Source organism: Granulicella sp. 5B5 (assembly GCF_014083945.1).
Taxonomy (GTDB): domain Bacteria; phylum Acidobacteriota; class Terriglobia; order Terriglobales; family Acidobacteriaceae; genus Granulicella.
Map to the genome: position 1 here is coordinate 2,732,593 of NZ_CP046444.1, position 25,964 is coordinate 2,758,556.

Here is a 25,964-nt window from a genome sequence, read left to right on the forward strand (position 1 = left end):
AACGTGATGCAACTACGAGCACTCGCAGCCACGGCCATCTGCACAGGATTATGGATGCTGCCCCTATCGGTATCGGCGCAGAACGTCCCGCAGGGCGGCCCGCCGGAGGGCAAGCAGGCGCTCGCCAAGGGCGACTTCGCTCACGCCAAAACGATCTATCAGGGTTACCTCCATTCGCACCAAGGCAGCATCCCCGGCGAACTAGGCCTCGCCGACGCCGAACTCGGCCTGCACGAGTACGAAGCCGCGGAGCTCCAGTACCGCGCCATCACCGCCGTGCAGCCTGAGTTATGGATCGCCCACAAGAACCTCGTCATCATCGAGGCCGCGTTAGGCCGCTGGGAGGAGTTCGACCGCGAGCGCGCCATCCTGCGCGGCGCCCGCCAGCGCGGCGAACCGGGCATCACCATGCACGAGAGCGATGTCATCGACTCCTTCGACGTCCATGGCGAGCACTGGATCGTCCGCGAGTACGACGAGCCCGAAGGCCGTTCGCTCACGCGCTACAACTTCGAGCGCTTCGCCCCCAGCGGCCGCGCAGAAGAGTACATCTCCCTTGAATCCGCACAGGCAGCGCAGGCAGCACTCACGCCGGAGGACATCCGGATCGGCAAGACACCGAAGCTGACCCGGCCCATCCACGACTTCGCACTGAACTACTACACCCCAAAGGGCCACGGCACCATCACACGCTATCCCAAAGGCGAACCGACCTACGAGACCGTCCGCGCCGAAGTGCTGCGCTGGCTGCGGCGTCAGACGCCGGCACAGGCCCACTAGCGCAACGCGGCATCCACCTCGGAGTAGTACGTCGGCGCCTTCAGAATCTCGCGCGGCTTCGATCCATCCGCAGGGCCAACCAGTCCGTCCCTCTCCATCAGGTCGATCAGGTGCGCCGCGCGGCCATAGCCTATGCGCAACCGGCGCTGCAGCAGCGACGTTGAAGCCTTGCCGAACTCGAAGACCAGCCGCACCGCATCGTCGAACATCGGATCGTTGTCGTCGCCATCATTCGCGCTGCCGCCTTCGCCGCTGCCCTTCTCGTCCTTCGGCCCTTCCAGGAAGCCCTCAACGTACTCGGCCTGCCCTTGCGCACGCCAGAACTCCGTCACCGCTGCGATCTCCTTCTCCGTCACAAACGGAGCATGTACACGCTGCAGCCGCGAGGTCCCCGGCGGCAGGAACAGCATGTCGCCGCGCCCCAACAGGCTCTCCGCACCATTGCTGTCGATGATCGTGCGTGAGTCCACCTTCGTTGCCAGGCGGAAGCTCATGCGCGTCGGCACATTCGCTTTGATGAGTCCAGTGATCACATCGACCGATGGCCGTTGTGTCGCGAGCACCAGGTGGATGCCGACAGCGCGAGCCATCTGTGCCAGCCGCGTGATCGCCTCTTCCACATTCGCGCGGTCGAGCATCATCAAATCAGCCAACTCGTCGATCACGATCATGATGTACGGCAGCGGCTCCTGGTTTACGTCCTCGAACAGATACTCACTGCCGTGATCGAACAGTTTGTTGAACTGGTCGATATTGCGCACGTGGTTCGCGGCCAGCAGCTTCAGGCGCCGCTCCATCTCGCGTACCGCGTTGCGCAGCGCATTCGCCGCGAGCTTCGCCTCGGTGATGATCGGCGTGAACAGATGCGGTATGCCTTCGTACATCCCCAGCTCCACGCGCTTGGGGTCAACGAGGATCATGCGCACCTGCTCCGGCGTGCTCTTGTACAGCACGCTCATAATCATGGCGTTGATCGCAACAGACTTACCTGAACCTGTCGAACCGGCAATCAGCACATGCGGCATCGAAGCCAGATCGCCCGTAACGATGCGTCCGCTGATGTCCTTGCCCAGCGCAATCGCCAGTCGCGACTTACTCTGCGCAAAGCTCTCGCATTCCACTACATCACGCAGCCAGATCGTTTCGCGCTCACGGTTCGGCACCTGGATGCCGACGGTCGACTTACCGGGCATGCGCTCGATCAATATCGACTCAGCCGCCATCGCAAGGCACAGATCATCTGCGAGTCCAGTTACACGCGCGTACTTCACGCCAGCATCGGGACGGAATTCGAAGGTGGTGACAACCGGGCCAGGGTTGATCTGCTCGACATTGCCGTCCACGCCGAACTCGGCGCACTTCTCCACCAGCACGCGTGCCTCGGCGCGCAGCTCATCCTCACGCACCTGCGCATGCTCCTCGCTGTGATACAGCAACGAACTCGGCGGCAGCTTGTAACCACGGATCGACTTCGGCAGAATCGTCACGGCAAGCTGGTTCGCATCGGCGCGCTCGCCGAACGCGATGTTCTGATCGCGGATGTTAGCAGTTGGCGAAGGCATCGCCGGCATCGACTGAGCAGGCACTGGCTTCGGTACAAGCTGTGGCTTCGGCAGGATCGGCGCAGGCGTATGACGCTCCGGCGCGTTCAACCAGTCGTCCTGCTGCTGCTGCGCCACAAAGGGCAGTTCACCACTTGTGCGGATGGGCGCAGCCGCGGCTGCAAGCTCCGCGCTGTAGGGAGCAACCGCTGCTGCCGCAACGTTGATGCCAGCAGCATCGGCAGCATCTACATGCGTGCGCGGCATCGTCTCCCACATGGAAGGCGGTTCGGTCGCGGTCGGGGTCTCATCTTCCATCAGCTCTTCCACCTCGCGCTTGCGGCGGCCGAACCAGTGGAAGAAGCTGCTCAGGATCGAGCCATTCGCAGTAGCTTGAGCAGGCTCTTCCGGAGCAGGAGCGGCGCTCGGCTGATAGCTGGCGAACGCACCGTCGACGTTGGCCTCCTGATGACGTTGGCGGCGTGTGGCGATGCCGTTGCTCAGGATGCTGAGGAAACCGAAGTGTGACGCAAACCACTCCCGCGCATTCGTCAGTGTGAAGCTCGTCGCAAGGTACAGCGACAACAGCACCATCAGGCCGCAGAGGATGGTCGTGCCGGGCAGATTCAGGTTCTTTACGAGTGCATCGCACAGCAGCCGGCCTTCCAGGCCAGCGATCGGCACAGCATGCTTGTAGTGCAGGCTGAAGGGCAGCAGAGCGATCGTTGCAGGCGCAAAGACGAGCCACAGCAGCAGGCCGCTGAGCCGCGACATCCCCGACCCAACAGGCCGCGAGCGCAGCCACGAGATGCCGATACTCAGCAGCACCACCGGTATAAACGCGACCGCAATACCGAGGGACTGCAGCAGCAGATCAGAGAGGTACGCGCCAAACGCGCCAGCCCAGTTGTGGACCGCATGCGGCCCGGCAACACTGCTGACGGAGTCCAGTGACGGGTCGCTCGGCGTGTAGGTGAGCAGCGAGAGGAGCAGAAGGCCGGCAACGACGATGACGACGAGACCCAGCATCTCGTTCAGTCTGCGGTTGCGGGTCGGTGCGATGGAAAGACGATTCGGCTTCATAGTTGGATGTGCGCGCGGTTGCAGTTTCTAACAGTTCGTCGCAGGCGATAGCTGCAGCCAAAAGAGAGGCTGTGCGAGGACGTTCAGTGCGAAGTTCTAACCAACCGGGAACAACCAGAGCAGTTTCATTGTTCCACGTTGCCGCGGCGGAAAACGTGGCGTCAGGCGGGGGAACCAGAGTGGTGACTATGGCCTTGGATCGCAACTTCCAGCCCGTGAAAACGAGCTGGTAAACTCCACGGTTTCTGTAGGCATCTACTGCAAAAGACGAGACGCAGCAGCGCCTCGGGCAGTTGCGGCGAAGCGGGGGCGCGGGGTTTTCGCGATTTCTCTCGTTTGTCGCTGGCGAAGGAGAATCGCTCTCAGCCAGCGGACCCCGTCGCCGCGTAGTCGCTTCGTGTAGAGTGTGCCTGGGGTTCCGAGCGATGCGCGCTGGGCGATTGTCGATGGGCCTGCTCTTCCTCATCTCAGGCACGTCCCACTTCCTCTTCTCACAGACCTATCAACGGATAATTCCGCCGTTCCTGCCTGATCCCCATACGATTGTCCTGTTGAGCGGGCTCGCGGAGATTGCGGGAGGACTTGGCGTCATCCTTCCGGGAAGGCGCCGAGCGGCAGCGTGGGGACTCGCGTGCATGCTCGTCGCTGTGTTCCCGGCGAACATCTACATGGCAATCCATCCGGAGCTGTTCCCACAGATACCGGGCTGGTTGCTGTGGTTCCGCCTGCCGCTACAGGTACCGCTGATCTGGTGGGCATATCGCTACACGCAAATCGAGGACTAGAGGTGCATCGGCCCGAAGTGCAGATACGCAACGACGGCGCTTGCCAGCAGGCAGTAGATGCCGAAGAGATGCCATTTGCCATGCTCCAGCCAACTGCTCAGCCAGCGCAGCGCGGCAAGACCGGCGAGGAAGCTGAAGAACATCCCAAACAGCGCTGCGACCATGCTGGCATGCAGATCAATCACCGCGCCTGTGGCTGCGGCGTCATGCTTGGCGTGTAGCAGGCGCAGCACCTCGCGCGCGATCACCGGCGGCGTAAGGATCACGGCCAGCGCGAAGGAGAACCGCTCGGCGCGCTCGCGGTTGGCGCCTGCAAGCAGGCCCGTGGAGATCGTCGCACCCGAGCGCGAGAAGCCGCGGAAGGGCAGGCAGATGGCCTGCACCGCGCCCATCCACCCTGCCTGGGCGAAGGTCACGTTCTCTCCCGAGCGTGAGATGGAGCGCTCGTAGGCGTTGGTGGCGGCGGCTTCGGCATCGCGCCCGGCCAGCCCGGCCCAGAGGATGAGGATGCCGACAGCGAACAGCGCAGCGGCGACGATGTCCAGCCGCCCGAAGAGGTCTTCGATCTGCGCCTTCGGTGCGTTCGGGAAGGCGAGGTGCGCGACCAGCTTCTGCAGCGGGTAGCCGATGACGCCGGTGAGCAGCGTCGCCCAGATGGCGCGCACCAGGAAGCGCTTGAAGGCGTCCTCGGCGGAGAAGTAGGCGCGCTTCCACTGCGTCCAGAAGTAGACGATCACGGCGAACATCGTTCCGGTATGGAGCATGACCAGCACGAGCGTCATCTCCGGCGAGGTCGGGTCGAGTCCGAGGAGCTTTTCAGCCACGACCACGTGCGCGGAGCTTGAGACAGGAAGCAGTTCGGCGAGACCTTGCACGATCGCCAGCACGAGAACCTTGAGCAGTGACATAGAGTTCGATTCTAAAGCGAAGCGAGGGCGAAGGATGTGAATCGCCGGGGAGGGGATATCCCTCCCCCCTCCCTATGTAGCGGAGGGATCTAGCGGAATCAGTCACTTACGGGGTGATCCCGGGGGTAAGCGACTGATTCTGTATAGGGTTACTGGTATGATCTGGATAACAAAGGGGATAGAGGATAGGGGATAGAGGATAGTGAAAGAAGCTTCTTCGCCCTCTACTTCTATTGTAGCCAGCCTGGCCCGGGAAGTTGTAAAGAATTGGCAGGGCTTAGTTGTCTGGATTGAATGGGTTACAGGGCTGCCACCACGCGGAGGGCTTGACAGTATTTTCACCGGAGCTTGTGAGGCGTTCGCGGGTCAGCAGCATCCAAAGCTGAATGAAGACGATCACGCTGGAAGAGCACTTTGTCACTGAAGGATTTTTGAAGGCCACCGGTGCCTATGGCGAGGGCACGCCGACTGGCCTGCGGGTGATGCGGGACAAGCTGCTGGACCTCGGCGCAGGCCGCATCGCGGCGATGGATGAGGGCGGCGTGGATCTGCAGGTGCTGAGCCTGGCGACGACGGGGATCGAGTCGCTGGCCGCCACCGAGCAGGCCGCGGTGCTGCGCGAGGTGAACGACGAGGCCGCGGCGTCGGTGAAGGCGCATCCGGAGCGGTTCGCCGCGTTTGCGACGGTGGCGCTGAAGGCTCCGGAGACAGCCGCGAAGGAGCTGGAGCGCTGCGTGACGCAGCTCGGCGCGAAGGGCCTGATGGTCAACGGCACGGTGACGACCGAAGGCGGCGAGGTGCTCTTTATGGACGCGCCGCGGTTCCTCCCGGTGCTGGAGGCGGCCGAGTCGCTGGGCGTGCCGGTGTACATCCATCCCGCGCCGCCGCCGAAGGCCGTGTGGGATGCGTACTACTCCGGTCTGCCGGGCGAGACCGGCTTCATGCTCTCAATCGCCGGCTGGGGCTGGCACTCGGAGACGGCGATCCACCTGCTGCGGCTGGTGCTGGCAGGCGTCTTCGACCGGCTGCCGAAGCTGAAGGTGATCGTAGGGCACATGGGCGAGATGCTGCCCTACGCTTTGGCGCGATCGAATGGCGGCCTGTCGGCAGCGGCCACGCACCTGCAGCGCAGCGTGACGCAGACGCTGCTGGATCAGGTCTTCCTGACGACGAGCGGCTACTTCACGCGTCCACCATTCGAGTGCTGCCGCGAGGTGATAGGGCTGGAGCGGATGATGTACTCGGTGGACTACCCGTTCAGCCCGAACACGCGCGGCAAGGATTTTCTGGCATCGCTGGGGATGAGCGAGAGCGACTTGGATGCGCTGCGCGGGGAGAACGCGGCGAAGGTGCTGGGGTTGTAAGTGGAAGATCACGAGAAGCCGTTTATAGGGATCAATCCTGGCTTGCCACTGAAGCTCAATGAGTGACTCGCCCTGATATCGCCAAGTGAGAATTAGAATCGCTGGCGATAAGAAAGCAGATGCTGACTTACGAGGACTAATCAAATTATGGCGTGGGTTCTAGCTCTTGGGAGAGGAACCCCACCAGAGTTGGTGTGAACGTTGGATCGTTAGCGACCCTGGTATGGTCTCCGTTTTTAATCGCCAGCCGAGCATTCACAATCGCGTCCACCAGAACTTCAGGACGCTGCGCCAAGGGATCTTGGTCCCCGACTATGACCAGAGTTGGGGCTGTAATGGATTTAAGCGTAATGGGCGTGGCGTGGAACATTCTTGCCTGCGCCGCCAGTGCCAGACGGTCCGCCCCGCACATATCGACGAAGGCTCTGATGGCTTGCACCGCAGGATGTTGAATCGTAGAGGAGTCTTCGGCAAGCATCGCTTCGACAATGGCTTCAAACGGCAACATCCGGCTGTCGATGCCCCCCAGGATGACCGCACTTTCACCAATACCCCCGACGATCAGGCGGCGCACGCGTGGCTCTCGGCTGGCGACGATCAGGGCGACGATGGAGCCCATCGAGTATCCGACAAGATCCACCTGAGAGACACTCAAAGTATCCATCAACTCGGACACATCGAGCGCCATTCGTTCCTCGCCATAGAATCGAGAGTCGTGCGGCTTATCGGATTCACCGTGACCACGCGCGTCAAGAGCAACGACGTGTCGGCCTGCTGCAACCAGAGCTTTGACCACGCCAGGAATAACCCAATTGATTTGGGTGTTGATGCCATACCCGTGGCAAAGCAACACAGGCGTCCCTCCGTTTTCCTGACCCCATTGTTCATAGGCGAGCGAGACACCATCAGACGCAGTAAATCGAAACATTTTTCTCTCCAAAATAAGTAGGTTGGGCCTCGCTCTGGCGATTGACCTGGCATGTCGCGGTTGTGCTGGCCGAAGTGGATCGACGACGCCAGAGCGAGGCGGCGCTCTATCTATCAAGCAATCGTCAAACGCTTACACCTGAGCCGATCCACCGTCTGCAAAGACCTCGCTTCCAGTCATGGAGCGGCTGTCGTTGGAGGCCAGGAAAAGCGTCACAGCGGCGACATCTTCGGGATCACTCACGCGTCCAAGAGGCGTCTGGCTGACGAAGCTGGCGTACAAGGCATCCTTACCACCCGCTAACTCTCCCAGATGTCGAAGGGCGGGCGTATCGGTAGCGCCGGGCGACAGAACATTCACCCGAATACCCGTACCCTTGAGATCCAATGCCCAACTGCGGGCAAGGTTGCGGATCGCCGCTTTACTGGCACTGTAAGTGCTGAAAGCCGGTGTTCCCGTCACGCCGGCCGTCGAGCCGGTTACGATAATCGAGCCACCAGCCTGCATCAGCGGAAGCGCCTTCTGAACGGTGAAAATCGTCCCCTTCACATTGACATCAAAGGTCAGGTAGTAGGCCTCTTCTGTGATGTGTCCCAGGGGTTCCAGTGTTCCCAGGCCCGCGTTTGCGACGAGTACGTCAATACGTCCGTGGCCGGCCTTCACAGCAGCGTAGAGACGGTCCAGATCAGCGAGCTTGGATACGTCGCCTTGCACTCCCGTTACATTGCCACCGATTTCCTTAACGGCCTTATCCAACTCTTCCTGCCGCCGCCCCGTGATGTAGACGTATGCGCCCTCGGAGACGAACAGCTTTGCCGTCGCCAGACCAAGGCCACTATTGCCGCCCGTAACGACTGCGACTTTCCCTGTTAGCTTTCCCATGTTCCGACCTTTCGTGTGACATAAATCGTTTGTTCGGCCTCCGCTTGCGAACCCTATGCTCGCTTTGTGGTCCCAGCGGGAGATTCCGTAATTTCCTTTCATTAAGCCTAGTCCAGAGATTTACAATGGACTAGTACCTACTTTTAGGTAAGTATCAAGTTTCTTTTGGGAGCCTGTAGATGTCTGATTGCGGATTGGATGTGGCGCTGGCAGTGATCGGAGGAAAGTGGAAGATGCTTATCCTTTACCATGTGTGCCACGGAACTCGGCGGTTCGGCGAACTTCGACGGCTACTTCCGGGCGTCAGCGAGAAGATGCTGATACAGGATTTGCGGCAGATGCAGGAGAGTGGCCTGCTCGTCCGGAAGGACTACAAGGAGCTTCCGCCAAAGGTGGAGTATTCCATCACGCCATTCGGAAGGGCACTGGGACAATCACTGCTCCCGCTTTGCGCCTGGGGAGTTAGGAATAGGAAGCGCGTGTTAGGAGCGAAGTCTCCCAGGAACACGGCTGCGTGAACACGCTGGGCAGGCGGAATGCATGCATAGAAACCATGTCACGGCTGCGCGTCGCTGGGGCGACGCTTCGCTCAGAATGACAGGTTTGGTTGGGATGGATCAGCCGTAACTTTTGTCAGTCCCTGTCGCTGCCGTAGATCGGTATCCCCTGCGCGACCTTGAAGGCGATGGCCTCGGCGCGGGTGGCGTAGTCGGACTTGGGATAGTCGTGCAGCAACTGGTCGGCGATGGCCTGGCAGTTCTTCGCAGCGGCGTCGGAGTGGTGCTGGTCGTCGTCGACCTTGTACATAGTGACGAGCACGCCCTGCCGATACGCAGCGTCGTACAGCGCCTCCGCGGTCTTTGGCCCGCCGGGGTACTGGCTGGCGTACTTCAGGTAGACGTTCGACTCCATGTCCGGGCAATGCGGCAGCCCCTGCCAGTCGCCGCAGAGCTTCGCGTCGATCAGGTCGAACGCAGCGCGCGCGGCGAAGTCGCTGTTGGGGTACAGCTTCATCACCTTGCGCAGCTCGCCGTCGTAGAGCTGCGGGCGCAGGTAGGCATCCTGCTCATGCGCGCTGGGCAGCGTGGAGATGTCGAGCTTGTCGAGCTGCCAGCGGATGTCGGCGGCGCGAAAGAGAGCTTCGGGTGCAAGCGGCGAGTCGGGGAAGTAGTCGACCACGCGCTGATAGAGGCGGTGCGCAGCGGCTGCGGCGCCCGTGGGCGGATTAGGGTGTGCGGCCTGCGACTCGTACTCGGCCGCTGCGCCGAAGAGGATCAGGTCGCCATGCGGTGTGCTTGGGCCGACGATGCCCTTGTTGCGAATCCAGCCGGAGCTGGGGTCGGGACTGTCCTTGGGGTCTTCGAACTCGGGCTTGGAGTCGGGGTCGGCGTCGTCCTTGGCGTCGGTGTTGGCGAAGACGTCGACCCAGTCGCCGTTCTTCTGTTGAACCACAACCTCATGCCCAGGCGCGACGGTTGTGATGGGCGGCGTCGAGCTGTCGGCCATCACATAGACGTTCGCCGTGTGCAGCAGCGTGGCGCGGTTTGCGTTGTCGTAGCCGGAGGCGTTGCGGTCGCCCTTGCGGTGCTGCGCGAAGGATGCGGTGGTGAACGCGAGCAGGAGAAGTGATCCTCCCACCTTAGCAACGATGGAGCCGTCGCGAAGATGGGGCACCCGGGGTGGAGGAGCAGTTGGCATGGCTACCAGCTTAGACGGTTGTAGCGAGCGGTTCGGATTCGAGTTCGGCGCGAAGGTTGGGGTCGATGTTGCCGCCCGAGACGATGGCGACGATCTTCTTTGCGGGCGGTAGCTCGTCCGCATGAAAGAGCGCGGCGGCGAGTGTGATCGCGCCCGAGGGCTCGGCAACGATGTTCGTTGCGTCGAGGATGAGGCGCGTGGCGCGGCGGATTTCGGCTTCTGTCACCGTCACAATCCCATCTGTAAATTTAAGGATGTGCTCGAAGTTCAGCGTGCCGAGCGATTGCGTACGCAGGCCGTCGCAGAGCGTGCGGCTGGTGTCGGCGGCGGGCCACTCGGTCAGGGTCTTCGTCTCGAAGGACTGCTTCGCGTCGGCCGCCAGCGCAGGCTCGCAGCCGTAGACCTTCGGCGCGGCCTCGTGCAGCGACTCCGCGAGAAGCTTGATGCCGGTGGAAACACCCGAGAGCAGGCCGCCGCCGGAGACGGGCGAGAGCACGAGGTCAACATCGGGAAGCTGTTCGAGGATCTCGACGCCGCACGTGGCTTGCCCTGCGATGATGGCGGGGTCGTCGTAGGGCGGCACCATCGTATAGCCGTGCGCGGCTTCGAGCTCTTCGGCCTTCAGCTTGCGGTCGCTGCTGGCGTTGCCGACGAGGACGATCTCGGCGCCGAGCGCGGCGGTGGCCTCGCGCTTGACCTGCGGCGAGTTCGAGGGCATCACGATGACAGCCTTCGAGCCGAGCGCCTTGGCCGAATAGGCCACGCCCTGCGCGTGGTTGCCAGAGCTGTAGGTGATGACGCCGCGCTGAAGCTGCTCGGGCGAGAGTTGCGCGATCTTGTTGTACGCACCACGCAGCTTGAAGCTGCCGATGGGCTGCGCGGACTCGTCCTTCAGGTAGATGGCAGCGCTGGGCGGCGTGATGCCGGCAGCGCGCAGGCGCTCGGGGTCGAGCTGGATAAGAGGCGTGCGGACCGCGGCGGGCGCGATGCGGGTATGGGCTGCGCGGATTTCGGCGAGGGTGATCATCTCAACTTGATTGTAGTGCCGCGCAGAACCGCAGGTCTCTCCACTGCGCTCCGCTCCGGTCGAGATGACAATGTATGGGAAATCGGGGCTAGGACTGCGACGCCTCCAGCAGCTCTGCGAAGAAGTGCGTGAGCCGCAGGTTGTCCATCATCGTGGGGCCTTTGCCGTCCATGTCTAGGTGCGAGATCACCGGCGAGATCAGCATCGCCTTCAGGTCGCCGTGCGGGATGTCCTTCGCCAGCCACAGGCTTTCTGCGGCGGGGATGATGTTGTCGCCCTCGCCGTGCAGCAGATACACCGGCACCTTCAGGTAGTGCAGGCAGCCGTGCGGGCTCACGGTCGTGGCGTAGTCCAGGTGCTTCAACTCGCTGGCCGCCAGCAGGGCCTTCGTCTCCGGCGAGTTGATGTCCATCAGCTCGCGTGCGAGCTTCGCCTCGTCAGGTGGGAGCTTGGCCATCGCGGCGTGCTCCAGCGCGGGCTCTTCGTACAGATGATCGCGCAGCACCAGCCGTTCGGCCTCGACCTGCTGCGGCGTGTAGTTCACGGGCATAAAGTCCTGCAGGTGCTGGTACTCGATAACCAGTGGGCCATACTCATGCGGCGTCAGGTGCTCGATGGTGCCGTCGGGGCGCGGGTCGTTGCCGGTGCGGTAGAACGCGGCAACGCGTTCCATCGAGTCCTGCGAGCCGACGGCAGCGACGAACTTGATGTGCGGCGCATACGTCGGTTCGGCTGCGGCCATCAGCGACAGCCCGCCCGAAAAGCTGAGGCCGAGGATGCCGACCGGCTGGTTGGTGTTGTTGGCGAACCATGCGGCCGTGTCGCCGATGGTGGTGATCGTGCTGGCATCGACGTGGTAGTCGTCGATGTGCGGCAGCTCCGGCGTCAGCACGCGCAGGCCGGTGGAGGCCATCGCGCGCGCGAAGGCGATCATCCGCGGCTCGTCCATGCCCAGGTGGTGCACGCCGTGCAGCACGACGAGCGGAGGCGCATCCGGCTCATCCGCCGGCGCATACAGCCGCGCACGGATCGGGCCGTCCGCAAGCGGCAGCGTCACATCCGTCACGGTAACGGGGTGTGTAAAGTGCAGCAGCAGGCCGGGGACAGGCTTGGTCGCGACCTGGTCCAGCACCGCAACGGCCTGCAGATGACGCCGCACCGTCGGCCAGCAAAACGCTGCGACGAGGACGAAGGCGATAAGAACAAGATGCAGGCGGCGCGGACGGCGAGGGCTAACGTTGGGTCCCATGTGTGTTGGAACCAGTCTAGCGGTGCAGCCGCATCAGCACGATAGCAAGGAGAACAACCGCGGCCAAGCCCAGCAGCAGTGTGCCGCCCAGCAGGTACGTCAGCCGCTGCGATTGGCCTTCGAGCCGCGTGATGCGCTCCTCGATCGTGTTCATCGACATCCGCGTGGACTGCACCTCGGCAGCGACCGCATCCACGCGGGAGATGTTGGTGGTCAGCAGCTCGGTCTGCTCCATCAGCTGGCTGCGCAGGTTGGTGTGCGCCGTGCTCACCTTGGCGAGCTCGCCGTGCAGCGCTTCGAGGTGCGCGAGCGCCTCTTTGCTCTCGCCGCTGGTAACGCCCATCGAAGCGGCCAACTGCGTCAGCAGCTCAACCACGATGCCGATCCAGCCAGCCTCGGGGATAAACTTCATCGCGCCGCCGAGCAGCTTTGCCCATTTATTGGTGGTGTTGGACATAGGTTATTTCGTGCCGAGAAACGTCACAGTCCTGCGGTTGCGGTGGATGATGACCCACACGATATTGCACAGCAGGATCGCTGTGATGATGCCCATCGACCAGACGCAGTAGATGCACCACTTCTCCAGGATGTACGCCTCCATATAGGTTAGGAAGGCGGCGAAGGCGAAGCCGATCTCCGCGAGCTGCAGAGTCAGCCACGGCAGCTTAGTGAGCGCTGTCAGCGCGATCACGCCATAGCCGATGATGCCGAAGATCGCCACCGGGATGTGAACCTTCTTGCTGCCCGGGGCCTCATCGAAGCTGGTCGGCGGAAAGACGGCGAAGCGCGAATGGTTCACCGCGCCGCAGTCGAACTTCTCGGTCACCGCACAGGGTGGCGCCTGCGAGGGGTCCTGATAGTGGATGCGCAGGGCTAGGGCTGAGTCGATAAGGCCGGCGATGGCGAGTAGTGCGATGAGATAACGCATACAACTCCTATTGTAGGGTCTCAAAGCCGCGCGGGCGGCCAGAGTGATGCAGACGAAAGGCGCTAGGCCTTCTTTGCGTTGGATGCAAACAGAGCGGAGGCCCGAAGGCCTCCGCCTGTGGATGCTGCATGGAGGTTTACTGCGGCTCAACGCAGCAACATTTTTAAGCGGTTGTAAGCTAAAGAAGTACTGGCGCGGGTTGTCTCACGCGCCCGGGAGTGAGGACGTTTTGGATACTTTGCATCTGTGGAATGGGTTGAACGAGGGCCAGCAGGCGACGGCCTGGGTGGAGTCTCACCTGGCGGCCTGCCGGGAAAAGATTGCCGGGCTGCTGGCCGTACCCGGAGAGCGCACGGTCGCCAATACGCTGCAGCCGTATGACGCCGCCTGCTGGCATCTCCGCATGGCCGGCAGCCAGAGCGGCGTTATGTTCATGGTCCATCCGCAGGCCGAGGTGCGCGACGCCGCGCAGGCCTGCTCACAAGCCATCAGTGCCGAGGCGACAGCGCTCAGCCTCAACCGCGAGGTCTACGAGGCGCTGCAAGCGCTCGACCCCAGCGACGAAGACGAGGCGACGAAGTACTACATCGACCGCGCCCTGCTCGGCTACCGGCTCTCCGGCGTGGACAAGGACGAGGCCACCCGCGAGCAGATCCGCGCCCTCGCCGACCGCATGACCGAGCTCAGCATGAACTTCAGCCGCACCGTGCAGGACGACGTCCGCAAAATCGAGGTCGCCGACGCGGAAGAGCTGCGCGGCCTGCCGCAGGATTACCTCGCACGCCACGGCATCAGAGAGTCCAACGGCAAGCTCATCGCAGAAGCGCCGGTCGTGCTCACCACCGACCCGCCCGAGATGTCGCCCGTGATGACCTACGCGGCCAGCCGCCAGCTGCGCCGCAAAATGTACCTCGCCTACAACGATCGCGGCTACCCGGCCAACAAGCAGGTGCTGCTCGACCTGCTGACCGCACGCAAGCAAATGGCGTCGCTGCTCGGCTTCCGCAGCTGGGCCGACCTCGCGACCGTCGATCAGATGATGGGCTCGGCCGCCAACATGCGCAGCTTCCTCGGCGAGGTCGAAACCGCCGCGCGCGAGGTCGCGCAGCGCGAGTTCACCGAACTGGAGGCCTTCGTCGGCGAGCGCGACGCCAGCGCCCTCCCGCTCACGCTCTCCGACGCCCGCTTCTGGGAGGAGCAGTTCCGGCGCACCCGCTACGACTTCGACTCGCAGAGCGTGCGCCCCTACTTCCCGTATGAGCAGGTCGAAGCCGGCATCCTCGCCACCGCCGGACGGCTCTTCGGCGTGAAGTTTGTGCGCAACGAGACCGCAACCGTCTGGGCCCCCGGCGTCAAGGCCTTCGACGTCGTCGACAACCTCGCCGCCTCGCACGAGTTCGGCGCCGTCGTCGGCCGCATCTACCTCGACATGCACCCGCGCGAGGGCAAGAGCAAGTGGTTCTCGGAGTGCTCGCTCGTCGGCGGTGTGCTCGGTCGGCAGTTGCCTGAAGCTTCGCTCGTCTGCAACTTCCCCGAGCCAAAGGACAGCGACGCGGGCCTCATGCAGTACTCCGACGTCGTCACCTACTTCCACGAGTTCGGCCACCTGATGCACGAGGTCCTCGGCGGCCGCCAGCGCTGGGCCGCGCAGAGTGGCATCACCACCGAGGGCGACTTCGTCGAGGTCCCCAGCCAGATGCTCGAGGAGTTCTTCGAAGATGCCGACCTGCTGCGCACCTTCGCGAAGCACTACCAGACCGGCGAGCCGATCCCGTACGACGTCGTCGCGAAGATGACGAAGGCCAGCGCGCACGGCCGTGCGCTCGGCACGCTCACGCAGGTGATGTACGCGACCTACTCGTTGGAGACGCACGACCGCGATGTCAAGGAGCTCGATCTCGACACGCTGCTGCGCGAGGGCTACGACCGCTTCTCGCGCTACCAGTTCGTCGAAGGCAACCGCATGTACGCAGCCTTCACGCACCTCGTCGGCTACACCTCCAACTACTACACCTACCTCTATGACAAGGTCATCGCGCTGGAATTCTTCACCCAGTTCGACCTCAAGAACCTCGTCGAAGGCGATACTGCGATGCGCTATCGCCGCGCTGTGCTGGAGCCCGGCGGCTCCAAGCCCGCGCGCGAACTCGTGCAGGGCTTCCTCGGCCGCGAGGTCAGCATGAGCGCGTTGCGGGGCTGGATCGGCCGCGAGTTTGCCTGAGAGCAGGGAACCCCACAATAGCGAAGGCCTCGTCCATGGACGAGGCCTTCGTGCGTGCTGCGCTGACCTGGGGGCTAGCGGGATTTGGCTTTCTTTGCGGCGGGTTTGCTCTTGGCCGCGGGTCTTTTGGCAACCGGCTTGGCGACTTTCTTCGCAACCGATTTCGCAACAGTCTTGGCAGCTTTCTTCGGGGCTGGTTTGGCTGCCGTCTTCTTCGCCGCTTTCTTGGCGACTGGCTTGGCAACCGGTTTTGAAACCTTCTTTGCCAGCACCGGTTTTGCCGCGGGCTTGCTCGCCTGCTTCTTCGCCGCCGGCTTAGGAGCAGGCTTTGCACTGGTCTTGGCAGGTGCCTTCACCGCAGGTTTAGCAGTCGTCACAGGCACCCTCGCCGCGACTGGCTTCGGTGACACTGGCTTGGCCGCGGATTTGGCAGCTTCTACCTTTGCCGGGGCCTTTACCGGGGCAGCTTTCTTCGCCACCTCAACAGGCGCAGCCTCAGGCTCCTTTGCCGCAGGCGGCTCCGCAGGTTCCGCCGCGTGGACCACCGTCGTCTTCAGCGTCGGAGCAATGCTGCCCTCGACGTTTTCGGTGCTCTGGCGCAGAGCATGGACCACCACGCGCAGCATCTCTTCTTCCGGAGCGGGCTTGCCCGTCCAGATCTCGAACTGCCGTGCACCCTGCTGCACAAACATCTCCACACCGGAGATCACATGGATGCCCTTCTGCTTCGCCATCCGCAGCAGCGGCGTCTCAATCGGGTTGTACACCAGGTCGAACACATACCGCGCCACCAGGTCTTCAGGCCCCAGCGGTAGCGGGGTCTTGTTGCCCGCCATGCCGATCGGTGTCGCGTTGATGATCACGTCGAACCCGGCCTTCGCCACGGCCTCGCGCTTGATCACCTTCGCGCCAGCCTGCTTCGCCAGCTTCTGCGCCGTCTCCGGCGTGCGGTTCAGGATCGAAACCTCCGCGCCCTTGTCGCGACAGCCAAACACCGCCGCCCGCGCCGCGCCGCCTGCGCCCAGCACCAGCACTTTCGCGTTCTTCAGGCTGATGCGCCTCTCCAGCGGATTCAGGATGCCGGCCACGTCCGTGTTGAAGCCGTAAAACTTGCCGTCCTGCGCACGCAGGATCGTGTTTACTGCACCGATTTTCTGCGACAGCGGGTCCGTGCGCTCCAGGAAGGGAATCACGTCGATCTTCAGCGGCATCGTCACGCTCAACCCCTGGATCGGGATCTCGCGCATCAGCTTGAACAGGTCGTCCGCCTTGCTCGTCTGCAGCGCCAGGTAGACGGCGTTGACCGTCTCGCGGCGGAAGGCCGTGTTCATCATCAGCGGCGAGAGCGAGTTACGGATCGGATTGCCAGCGACGCCGTACACCTTCGTCGCGGCATCCACCTGGTCAATGCGGTAGGTCTCGATGAGCGTGCGCGCGGCAATCTGTCCCGGCGCAGTCTCCTCGCCCTGGCTGGCGGCGGCAAACGTAAACGCCGACCCTGCCCGCAGACCCAGCACGCGCGAGATGATCCCCGCATCGCCCATGCAGATACCCACCACGGACGAGCCCGGATGGTCTTCCATCTTCTCTAGGAAGCGCATCAGCGTCAGGTTGTCCGAGAGCGAGCGCGCCGTCGGGCACACCTTCACAAAATCCGGCGCAAACGGCTCGGTGCGCTTATAGATCGCGTCTAGGTCTTTGGTCGCCTGAAAGTCGTGGTGCGAAATGATCACGGCCGCGCCAGCCTCGCGCAGCTTGTCTACCGTGGTCTTCGGCAGTTTCTCGATGGCTTCGAGCTCGATGTCCACCAGCTGGAACCCGGCCTCGGCGGCCTTGATCAGCACCTCGAGCGCGGCAGCGGCAGAGCCTTCGAAGCGGCCACCGTTGTCCTTGCAGCGGCAGGTGGCGACCACAGTCGCAGCCGTGTTTTCAGCAAGATAAGCCTTGAACTTGGGCAGCGCCGCGAGCGGTTTGGGCAGATAATCCAGCCGGAACTCCAGGAACGTGGTCTCTTTAAGCACCTCGGTCGCTTTTTCGAGGAACTCCTCGGGAGTACTACCGGTGATCGCAACGCAGATTTTGCCGATCCGCGAACGAAGAAGATGAGAGGCGATTTGGGTCGTTGTCGTCATGAAAGCTAACGCGGTATCGTAACGCCGAAGTATCTCCAGCGCAAGGGGTTCCGGCGCAAAAGGTGTCTTTGTACTGAGGAAAACCCGGCCTTTGCGGCGCGGCGCACGGAACGCTGCCGGATTGGACGCCAAATTAATACAAAGGTTGCGCCAAAACCCCTGCAAAATGACGGTTTTCGCACGATCTTCGGAACGGGAACCGAGGAGGTCAACACTATGAAAGATTGTGGAAGATCACTGGCAACCAAAAGCCTCATTTGGAGTCTAATAAAGTAATCGAGAGGCTTTTCTACATTTGTCCCACCTGTAATACCTTCCCTAACTTTGTCCCTGTTTTTGGGACGACCCTCAAACATTTCCTCATACCCTCCCCCCTCCCCAACGAAGCCTCTCATGGCCCCGCCCGAAAGCGGGGCCCATTCCTTTAAGGAACGTCGGATTGATTAGCCGTTTGAAGGGGCGGGACTTTCAGTCCCGCCGTAATCTCAATCCTTTTGATGTGGCTTTAGCCTCTGAGGAAATCAAGTCTCCCTAACAACCAATCTCCAGCGTAAAAAAGAAGCATGGCTGCAGACGTTCTCTCCATCAAAGCGTGGGACCAGTATCCGTGGCTGCAGGCCGGATTCAGCACACGGCAGGGTGGTGCTACTTCTGTCTACGGAGCGCCCGGCGAGATGAACCTCGGCTGGACGAAGGAAGACGACCCCGGGATCGTCGCAGCCAACCGCGAGCGCATGGTCAGCCTCGTTGCACAAACGCCCGCGTCCGATTGGCAACTCGTCACCATGCGCCAGGTCCACGGCGGCACGGTCACTCGCATCGAGCGCGACGGCTCCCCACTCGCGACCCCCGAAGGCAAAGCCATCGTTGAAGCCGATGGCCTCGCCACCAACGAGCCCGGCCTGATGCTCGGCGTGCAGACCGCCGACTGCGTCCCTGTGTTGCTCGCCGACACGCGCCTGCACACCGTCGCAGCCATCCACGCTGGCTGGCGCGGCACACTCGCCCGTATCGCAGAGCACGGCGTCGCCGCCATGGAGCGCGACTTCGGCTCACACCCGCAGGACATCGTCGCCGCCATCGGCCCGGCCATCCGCCGCTGCTGCTTCGCCGTCGGCAACGAGGTGCGCGACAAGTTCACCGCGGAGTTCCTCTACGCCCCCGATCTCTTCGTCGAAGACCTCATCGACGGCAAGCCCCAGCTCTTCATGGACCTCCACACCGCCAACCAGCGCCAGCTCATCGGCGCAGGCCTGCCGCCGGAGTCCATCACCACCCTCGCCGAGTGCTCCGCCTGCACTCGCACCGCCGCCGGCCATCGCCGCTACTTCAGCCACCGCGCCGAACACGGCATCACCGGCCGCATGATGAGCGTGATCGGCATCGCAGAAAGCGAATAGTCCAGCAATTTCGTAGAGAAATCGCAAACTCTCGGTGCTATCGTTGACACATGGAAGTGACGCTGACCATCCCGGAAGCCCTCGCCGAGCAACTCACCACTGCCGGCAAGGACCCTGCCCGCGCTGCCTTGGAAGCGCTTCTTGTTGAGGGGTACAGGACCCATATGCTTTCCGAAGGCGAGATCAAGCGCATCCTCGGTTACGGCACACGGATGCAGGTACACGCACTGCTCAAGGAGCATGACGTGCCTCTTAACTACACCCTGGAAGACCTCGAGCAGGATCGTGAAACCCATCGATATCTTGACAAAGTCCGAAGCAAATCTGCGGCATGATCTTCGTTGCAGATACCGGCCCGCTCAACTATCTCATTTTGATCGGTCACATCGATATCCTGCGGCCCCTCTATGGCGAAGTCGTTATCCCTCCCGCTGTGCAGCAGGAGATGCTGGCCTCACTAGCTCCGCCCCTCGTCAGGTCATGGATGAGTGACCCGCCTCCTTGGCTCGAGGTCCGCACTCCTGGCCGTCTGGATATCGCACTCAATCCGATGCTCGATGAGGGAGAGTGGGAGGCTATCGCTCTGGCTTACATGGCCGGGCAGGGCAGCGTCGTCCTCATCGACGATCGTGTCGGCCGTCTCGAAGCATCTCGCTTGGGTTTTCGAGTGACAGGCACTCTCGGTATTTTGGAACAGGCGCACAAGCGTGGACTGCTCAATATCCGCGATGCCATCCAGCTTCTCCGCACGACAAACTTCAAAGCATCGGAAGCCCTGCTACAGAGTTTCTCCGATCTGAAATAGGTCTTGCGCCGTAATCTAACCAGCCTTGCACAACTCCGTAAACAGCTCCTCGCGATGCTCCAGCGCAAACCGGTCGAGCGACCGCAGGCTGCGCGCATAAAAGAACACCGCCAGCCCCGCGAACACAGCGAAGATCGGCACCAGGAACCAGTCCACCTTCAGATACACCGCCAGCCCCACCGGCACCGCCGCCAGCAGCGCCGACCCGAACAGGATGCCCATCCCGATCAGCGCGCTCAGCTGCGAGACCTGGTTTCTGCCCACCTTGCCAAAGGCGATCTTCTTCGGCGCCGTGATCGACCGCCGATTGCCCACCAGCGTCGTCAGCAGCATCGTCCCGCCCGCCCACAGCACGGTCGAGAGCGCATAGCTCATCCGTGGCAGCCCCGCCGAGTAGACGATGATCGCGAACGTCGCCACCACCTCAACCCCCGCGAGCAGAAAGTTCAGCAGGTTCTTCCCCAGCAGCACCTCGCTCATCCGTACCGGTGCCAGGTAGTAGAACTGCACGCCAGTGCCCTCCAGCCCAAACGAGTTGTAGCTGTACGTGCCCACGGCCAGCAGCGTGTACGCCACTGCGGCAGGGAACACCCAGCTCGCACTGCCGCCGCGCCCCGCAAACCGTGAAGCAAAGATCAGCACCAGAAACACCGGCGCAATCAGCCCATACAGAATGCCCGTATTGCGCCGCACATACAGCAGCTCCTTGCCCAGCTGCGCCATCACCACCGGCGGCAGTCCAAATGTGCGCTCATGCCCGCTCGCCATCGCAGGAGCAAGCTCACGCGGCGCCGGGGCCTTCGTCGCAGCGGTCTTCACCGTCTTGCGCGACACAGCATTCGCGCTGTCGGAGAGGTTTTCGCCACGAAACTCCGTCTGCATCCGCAGCGCAAACACCATCAGAAACACCGCCGCATAGCCCGCGCACGCCAGCGTCAACTCAACGAACTGTACGCTTGCTGCATGGCTGGCCGCGAGCAAAGAGTTCGTCGTGATCTCCGGCGGCAGCCACGTCAAGAACGGCGCAACGCGGTGCGACCACTCCGCTACCATTCGCAGGTGCGCCGGCGACACGTGATGGCTGCCGCGCCGTCCATACGCCGGATTGAACGTCAGGTTCGCCCACTGGAACCCCAGCGACACAATAAAGATCATCGCCGTAAAGACCTCCCGCGCACGCCGCGTCGCCAGCCAGCGGTCCACCCACGCAAACACCATCCGCGAGAACAGCACATTCGTCGCGGCGAATACCGCCATCGCCGCCAGCGCATACAGCCACAACCCCGGCGCCGTCACGATGATCCCCGCAGCGATGCTCAACGCCATCAGCGTTCCAATCACATTCGCCGGCGACAGCAGCCCAAAGCACAGCCGTATGTACACATAGTTCCGTACCGTCAGCGGAAACCGGATCAGCTCCGTCGGATCGAACGTGCTGCCCGGCTGCCCGAGCTGGATGTTCAGCAGCTGGCAGTACGAAAACGTCGCCCACAACAGCCACACAATGTGGTCGAGCTGTTGTTTATGCGTGAACACTCCCGCAAATAGCCCTACCAGGATGCTCGGCCCAATCGCCATCCCCGCGAGCACCGGGATCAGCAGTATCCGTCCCACCAGCTCGCCCGCGCCGCCCTTGCGCCGAAACCCGTTTACCAGTATGCGCCAGCGCAGCCACGCAATCGCCGCAAACTGTTCGCGAGTCTGCGCTGCGGTCCATCGCCCGCTGCCCGGGGTCAACTCGCCGCGACTCAACTCAGCCATGTCAGCTCCTGCTCAGGATGCGTCACTCCCGCCTCGCCGCCCACCACGTTCAGAAAGATCTGTTCCAGCGTCAGCACGCCACCTGTCTGCGGTGGTTGTCCATCGGCCGTTGGCGCGAGCCGCGCCTGCACACCCGCCCGCAGCTCATCCAACGACCCATGCGCCACAATGTGCCCACGATGAATGATCGCAATATGCGAGCACAGCCGCTCCACAATCTCCAGCACATGCGACGTCAAAAAGATCGTCGCTCCGCGCGCGATCATGTTCTGCAGCATCGTCTTCAGCGTGTTCGCGGCAATCGCATCCACGCCCTCGAACGGCTCATCCAGAAACAGCACCTTAGGCCCATGAATCACCGCCGCCGCCAGCGCCAGTTTCTTACCCATGCCATGCGAGTAGTCCGCGATCATCTTCTTCGGCTCGTTCGCCAGGCCCATAAACTCCAGCAACTCGCCCGTACGCTGCGCGGTGGTTGCTTTATCCAGCCCATACATCCGTCCCACAAAGTGCAGGTACTCCGTCGCGGTCAGCTTCCCGAACAGCGCCATCCCCTCCGGCACCACGCCAATGTTCCGCTTCACCTCGACGGGATTGCTGAACAGGTCCTGTCCCAGGATCTGCACCATGCCAGCGCTCGGCGCCAGCAACCCGGTCAGCATCTTGATCGTCGTCGATTTGCCCGCGCCGTTAGGCCCAAGAAAACCAAAGAACTGTCCCGGCTCCACAGCCAGATCGACGTGGTCGACTGCCGTGAAGCCATTGAAGGTGCGGGTAAGGGCCGAGGCGGCGATTGCAGGAGCCATGATTGCCGAGTGTAAGGCATCCACAGCCCGGTCGTCACAATCTTCCATGCGGGGTCTATCTGCAAGTATTCAAGGCCGTTTGCCATAAAAGCAGAAGAAGCTGTCTAGCGCACTGTTTTCATCCCCCTGTGATATTGCTCTTGCATTCTCGTTCGATTCTTCGTACCGTAACACTACTGATCGTTCTATCGGCCCCTTGATGCTTCCGTCCTGACCTTGATGTCGACGGTTTCAAGGCGCATCCCCTAAATCCAGCAAGGCTGCTCGGGCATCTCCTGTCCCTGCTTGAGCCTTCGTGTATCTCCCCGCCATGAGCGGGCGAGAACCTGTATCTATTCCATCCATCTTTTGTGAGGTTGAGCCCGTGATTCGACTGTCATACCCGAAAGTCCGTATCGTCGCCGCCCTTCTATTTGTCTTCGCCTTCATCGTCTCCGCAGCACATGCGCAGACCTATCGCGGCGCCATCAACGGCACCGTCACGGACACGCAGGGCGCAGTCATCGCCAACGCGACCGTCATCGCAACCGAGGTCGACACCGCCGTCGCCCACAAGACCGTCAGCTCCTCCGGCGGCGAGTTCCTCTTTCAGGACCTCCCGCTCGGCACCTACTCCGTGACCGTTGAGTTCACCGGCTTCTCCACCGCCAAGTTCGACAAGATCGCTGTACAGGCCGGCGTCGTCTACTCGCTTCCGGTCAAACTGAACGTCTCCGCCACCCAGCAGACCGTTGAGGTCGATGCCTCCGGCCTCGCGCTCGACACCACCACTGTCACCCAGACCACTGTTCTTAGCGCCAAGACCGTCGCCGACATTCCCTTGAACGGTCGCGACTTCACCCAGATGATCGGCCTCACCCCCGGCTACGCCGGCTACAGCGGCGGCGGCTACGGCTCACTCAACGGCACCCGCGCCAACCAGATGAACTGGCAGATCGACGGCGTGGACAACAACGATCTCTGGCACAACATCCCCGCCGTCAACCAGGGCGGCGTCTCTGGCATTGCCGGCATCGTTCTCCCCATCGATGCGGTGGACCAGTTCTCCGCGCAGACACAGGCTGGCCCGGAAGCGGGCCGCAACCCCGGCGGCACCATCAACCTCTCGCTGAAGTCGGGCACCAACCAGATCCACGGCACTGTCTACTACTTCAACCGTAACGAGCTCTTCGGTGCCAAGAGTCCCTTCTCACCCACCAAGCAGAAGGTCCGCAACTACAACACCGGCTTCTCCGTCGGTGGCCCGGTCATCAAAGACAAGCTCTTCTACTTCGTCACCTTTGAGCACCAGCGCTTCGTCATCGGCGAGTCCGGCACGGCAACCGAGCCCTCCGTCGGCTGGCAGGCGCAGGCCAAGTCGCTGCTCTCTCAGTACAACGTCGCGCTCAACCCTGTGATGCAGAGTGTGCTCAACACCCTCTGGGGTCCCACCGCACTCAACCCTGACACCACCGGCATCATCGACAACTACCACTCCAACGATCCCGAGTTCGGCTATAGCTGGAACGGCCTCGGCAAGGTGGACTACCACCCCACGCAGAAAGACAGCATCAGTGCGCGCTGGTTCACCGGCCAGGGCAATCAGGTCGCTCCGGTAGGCTCGCAGCTGCTTTCCTACTACGAAGTCGCCCCCCTCCACGTGCACAACATCGCCTTGGAATATAACCGCCTCATCTCGTCCTCCATCTCCAACCAGGTGCTCATCGGCGTCAACTACTTCAATCAGATCTTCAACGACTACAACACCGGCTACGATGTGCAGTCGCTCGGCTTCATTACCGGTGCTGGCATCCCCAACGCGCCCAACATCAACATCGGCAGCTTTGATCCCGTCGGCCTCACGCCGCCCGAGGGCCGTAACGACATCACCGCGCACCTCACCGACCAGCTCTCCTGGGTCAAAGGCAAGCACCAGTTCCGCTTCGGCGGTGAGATCCGCAAGGCCCAGCTCGACGAGTTCTACGACCGCCACATCGTCGGCGCCTTCACCTTCGATGGCAGCCGCATCGCCTCCACCATCAACGCCACACTTCCCGGCTGCTCCACCACACCGCAGACCGCAACCAACTGCTACTCTCCCGACCCCTACATCGCTCCTCTCGCGGACTATCTCGCGGGCGAGCCTGTCACCGCCTCCATCGCCATCGGCAACCCGGAGCGCCAGGTCTTCGTCAACACCTGGTTCCTCAACGCCGGCGACAACTGGCAGGTCACGCCGAAGCTGAACGTCAACTACGGCGTCCGCTACGACTACGAAGGCCCGTTCCACGAGCCCTATCACGACATCTCGGTCTTCCGCCCGGAGGACACCGCCACCAACGGTCTAGCCTTCCTTGGGCAGCAGATATCTCACATCTATCAGCCTTACTACAAGAACATCAGCCCGCGCGTCGGCTTGAGCTACTCCATCATGCCGACGATGGTCCTCCGCGCCGGCTTCGGCTTCTACGCGGATACACCCAACCTGAACCCGTTCCTCGACAATCGTCCCGGCAACGCCGCGCCGAACGGTGTGGAAGGCAACCCCGGCGGTCCTGACCCCGTGTACACGGTCTCGGCCACGGCCGCCTCGCTCAACAAAATCCAGCAGGGTGTGCAGATCTTCCCTTCGGCCCTCAACGGTTCGCCTTGCGCGGAGACCTCGCCCTGCGGCGTCTTCTCCATAGACCCCAACTTCCGTCCCTCTTACAACGAGAACTACAACATCAACCTCGAGCAGACGATCTCGCCCAAGGTCCTCTTCCAGCTCGGCTACGTCGGGTCGGAGGCGCGCCACCTGCTCAGCCTCCTCGATATCAACGCGGCTACGCCCGGTGTTTATGCCACCTCGCTGGCTCTCCAGCAGGCCCGTCCATACTCCATCAATGGCCTCTATCCGCAGTACAACAACATCAACCAGGTGGAAAGCGCCGGCACGTCCAACTACAACTCGCTGCAAACCACGCTCAAGGTCAACTCGTGGCACCACCTCACCGCCGCGGCCAACTACACCTGGTCGCACAACCTGGATGAGGTCACCGCCTACCGCGGCGCCCTTCCGCAGAACAACCTCGACTTCAAGGGCGAGTACAGCAACTCCGACTTCGACACCCGCAACACCTTCTCCATGTTTGCGAGCTACGAGCTGCCCGGCGGCGCTCATCTTCGTCCTCTCACCAATGGCTGGCAGGTCAACAGCCTGCTCAACTTCCACGGCGGCCAGCCCTTCACCATCTTTGCTTCCGGCGATGTCAGCGGCACGGACGAAGGCACCGACCGCGCCGACCAGATCGGGGTGGCCCGCGCCGGCTACATGGGCCAGTCGCCGAACACGAGCTGGATCAACCTCAGCGACTTCACCAACGCACCTCTCGGCACCTTCGGCACCACCCGCCGCAACGCCTTCTACGCGCCGGGATACAGCGACGTTGACCTCTCTGTCTTCAAGAACACGAAGATCTACGAGCGGCTCACCATACAGCTCCGCGCCGAGATGTTCAACGTCTTCAACCGCACCAACTTCGCTCCGCCCTCGGCCACTGTCGGTGGCACCGCTGCCCTCAGCGACACCATCGGCGACTACAACGGCGCACCCGGCATCGGTGCCGGCGAGCCCTTCAACACCCAGTTCGGCGCGAAGATCATCTTCTAGCCGCAACCTCACCGCACCAAACAGCAGAGGCCTCC

20 protein-coding genes are annotated in these 25,964 nt (G+C 62.3%); 8 read left to right on the plus strand and 12 right to left on the minus strand.

Features of this window, described 5'->3' with window-relative positions:
* Nucleotides 1-54 precede the first annotated feature (54 nt).
* Nucleotides 55-780: a hypothetical protein gene (locus tag GOB94_RS11605; RefSeq protein WP_182276067.1), complete on the plus strand. Its 726-nt coding sequence runs from the start codon at nt 55-57 to the stop codon at nt 778-780.
* Here GOB94_RS11605 and GOB94_RS11610 read toward each other — a convergent pair.
* Nucleotides 777-3,404, minus strand: a complete 2,628-nt coding sequence (locus tag GOB94_RS11610) for a DNA translocase FtsK (RefSeq protein ID WP_182276068.1) — start codon at nt 3,402-3,404, stop codon at nt 777-779. The two genes, GOB94_RS11605 and GOB94_RS11610, sit on opposite strands and share 4 nt — an antisense overlap.
* A 425-nt stretch (nt 3,405-3,829) precedes the next feature.
* On the opposite strand from GOB94_RS11610, the gene GOB94_RS11615 reads away from it, so the two are divergent.
* Nucleotides 3,830-4,189 carry a DoxX family membrane protein gene (locus GOB94_RS11615; protein WP_182276069.1) on the plus strand — a complete coding sequence of 120 codons (360 nt, stop codon included), beginning with the start codon at nt 3,830-3,832 and terminating at the stop codon, nt 4,187-4,189.
* Here GOB94_RS11615 and GOB94_RS11620 read toward each other — a convergent pair.
* Nucleotides 4,186-5,097 carry an undecaprenyl-diphosphate phosphatase gene (locus GOB94_RS11620; RefSeq protein WP_182276070.1) on the minus strand — a complete coding sequence of 304 codons (912 nt, stop codon included), beginning with the start codon at nt 5,095-5,097 and terminating at the stop codon, nt 4,186-4,188. The two genes, GOB94_RS11615 and GOB94_RS11620, sit on opposite strands and share 4 nt — an antisense overlap.
* A 386-nt stretch (nt 5,098-5,483) precedes the next feature.
* On the opposite strand from GOB94_RS11620, the gene GOB94_RS11625 reads away from it, so the two are divergent.
* On the plus strand, nt 5,484-6,461 hold the full coding sequence (locus tag GOB94_RS11625) for an amidohydrolase family protein (protein ID WP_182276071.1): 978 nt from the start codon (nt 5,484-5,486) through the stop codon (nt 6,459-6,461).
* Nucleotides 6,462-6,606: 145 nt separating this feature from the next.
* Here GOB94_RS11625 and GOB94_RS11630 read toward each other — a convergent pair whose 3' ends face one another.
* The 7 genes from GOB94_RS11630 to GOB94_RS11665 all read right to left on the minus strand — a co-directional run bounded on the left by GOB94_RS11630 (nt 6,607) and on the right by GOB94_RS11665 (nt 13,173).
* Nucleotides 6,607-7,389, minus strand: coding sequence for an alpha/beta hydrolase (locus GOB94_RS11630; protein ID WP_182276072.1), 783 nt, complete (start codon nt 7,387-7,389; stop codon nt 6,607-6,609).
* Between the two features lie 132 nt (nt 7,390-7,521).
* Complete coding sequence (locus GOB94_RS11635) at nt 7,522-8,271, minus strand: SDR family oxidoreductase (protein WP_182276073.1); 750 nt, start codon at nt 8,269-8,271, stop codon at nt 7,522-7,524.
* A gap of 633 nt (nt 8,272-8,904) precedes the next feature.
* A complete protein-coding gene (gene bamD / locus GOB94_RS11645; RefSeq protein WP_182276075.1) occupies nt 8,905-9,969 on the minus strand; it encodes an outer membrane protein assembly factor BamD in 1,065 nt (354 codons plus the stop codon).
* A 10-nt stretch (nt 9,970-9,979) separates the two neighbouring features.
* On the minus strand, nt 9,980-10,996 hold the full coding sequence (locus tag GOB94_RS11650) for a threonine/serine dehydratase (RefSeq protein ID WP_182276076.1): 1,017 nt from the start codon (nt 10,994-10,996) through the stop codon (nt 9,980-9,982).
* An 88-nt stretch (nt 10,997-11,084) separates the two neighbouring features.
* Complete coding sequence (locus GOB94_RS11655) at nt 11,085-12,245, minus strand: alpha/beta hydrolase (protein WP_182276077.1); 1,161 nt, start codon at nt 12,243-12,245, stop codon at nt 11,085-11,087.
* Between the two features lie 16 nt (nt 12,246-12,261).
* The gene (locus GOB94_RS11660; protein WP_182276078.1) at nt 12,262-12,702 is read right to left on the minus strand and encodes a hypothetical protein; all 441 of its coding nucleotides are present in this window, start codon (nt 12,700-12,702) and stop codon (nt 12,262-12,264) included.
* A 3-nt stretch (nt 12,703-12,705) separates the two neighbouring features.
* A complete protein-coding gene (locus GOB94_RS11665) occupies nt 12,706-13,173 on the minus strand; it encodes a vitamin K epoxide reductase family protein (protein WP_182276079.1) in 468 nt (155 codons plus the stop codon).
* 229 nt (nt 13,174-13,402) lie between these two features.
* Between GOB94_RS11665 and GOB94_RS11670 the strand changes: the two genes are divergently transcribed.
* On the plus strand, nt 13,403-15,394 hold the full coding sequence (locus tag GOB94_RS11670; protein WP_182276080.1) for a M3 family metallopeptidase: 1,992 nt from the start codon (nt 13,403-13,405) through the stop codon (nt 15,392-15,394).
* Nucleotides 15,395-15,468: 74 nt separating this feature from the next.
* On the opposite strand, the gene aroE is transcribed toward GOB94_RS11670, so the two are convergent.
* Complete coding sequence (gene aroE, locus GOB94_RS11675) at nt 15,469-17,526, minus strand: shikimate dehydrogenase (RefSeq protein ID WP_182276081.1); 2,058 nt, start codon at nt 17,524-17,526, stop codon at nt 15,469-15,471.
* A 563-nt stretch (nt 17,527-18,089) separates the two neighbouring features.
* On the opposite strand from aroE, the gene pgeF reads away from it, so the two are divergent.
* The 3 genes from pgeF to GOB94_RS11690 are packed head-to-tail and all read left to right on the plus strand — an operon-like array spanning nt 18,090 to nt 19,731.
* Nucleotides 18,090-18,926, plus strand: a complete 837-nt coding sequence (pgeF, locus tag GOB94_RS11680) for a peptidoglycan editing factor PgeF (RefSeq protein ID WP_182276082.1) — start codon at nt 18,090-18,092, stop codon at nt 18,924-18,926.
* A 50-nt stretch (nt 18,927-18,976) separates the two neighbouring features.
* A complete protein-coding gene (locus GOB94_RS11685) occupies nt 18,977-19,261 on the plus strand; it encodes a UPF0175 family protein (protein ID WP_182276083.1) in 285 nt (94 codons plus the stop codon).
* Nucleotides 19,258-19,731, plus strand: a complete 474-nt coding sequence (locus GOB94_RS11690; RefSeq protein WP_182276084.1) for a DUF3368 domain-containing protein — start codon at nt 19,258-19,260, stop codon at nt 19,729-19,731. The genes GOB94_RS11685 and GOB94_RS11690 overlap by 4 nt, the downstream gene beginning before the upstream one ends.
* Nucleotides 19,732-19,746: 15 nt before the next feature.
* Here the strand turns inward: GOB94_RS11690 and GOB94_RS11695 are convergent, their stop codons facing one another.
* The gene (locus tag GOB94_RS11695) at nt 19,747-21,492 is read right to left on the minus strand and encodes a hypothetical protein (protein WP_182276085.1); all 1,746 of its coding nucleotides are present in this window, start codon (nt 21,490-21,492) and stop codon (nt 19,747-19,749) included.
* Nucleotides 21,480-22,298, minus strand: a complete 819-nt coding sequence (locus GOB94_RS11700; RefSeq protein ID WP_182276086.1) for an ABC transporter ATP-binding protein — start codon at nt 22,296-22,298, stop codon at nt 21,480-21,482. The genes GOB94_RS11695 and GOB94_RS11700 overlap by 13 nt, the downstream gene beginning before the upstream one ends.
* 364 nt (nt 22,299-22,662) lie before the next feature.
* Between GOB94_RS11700 and GOB94_RS11705 the strand changes: the two genes are divergently transcribed.
* Nucleotides 22,663-25,929, plus strand: a complete 3,267-nt coding sequence (locus GOB94_RS11705; RefSeq protein WP_182276087.1) for a TonB-dependent receptor — start codon at nt 22,663-22,665, stop codon at nt 25,927-25,929.
* Nucleotides 25,930-25,964: the final 35 nt, after the last annotated feature.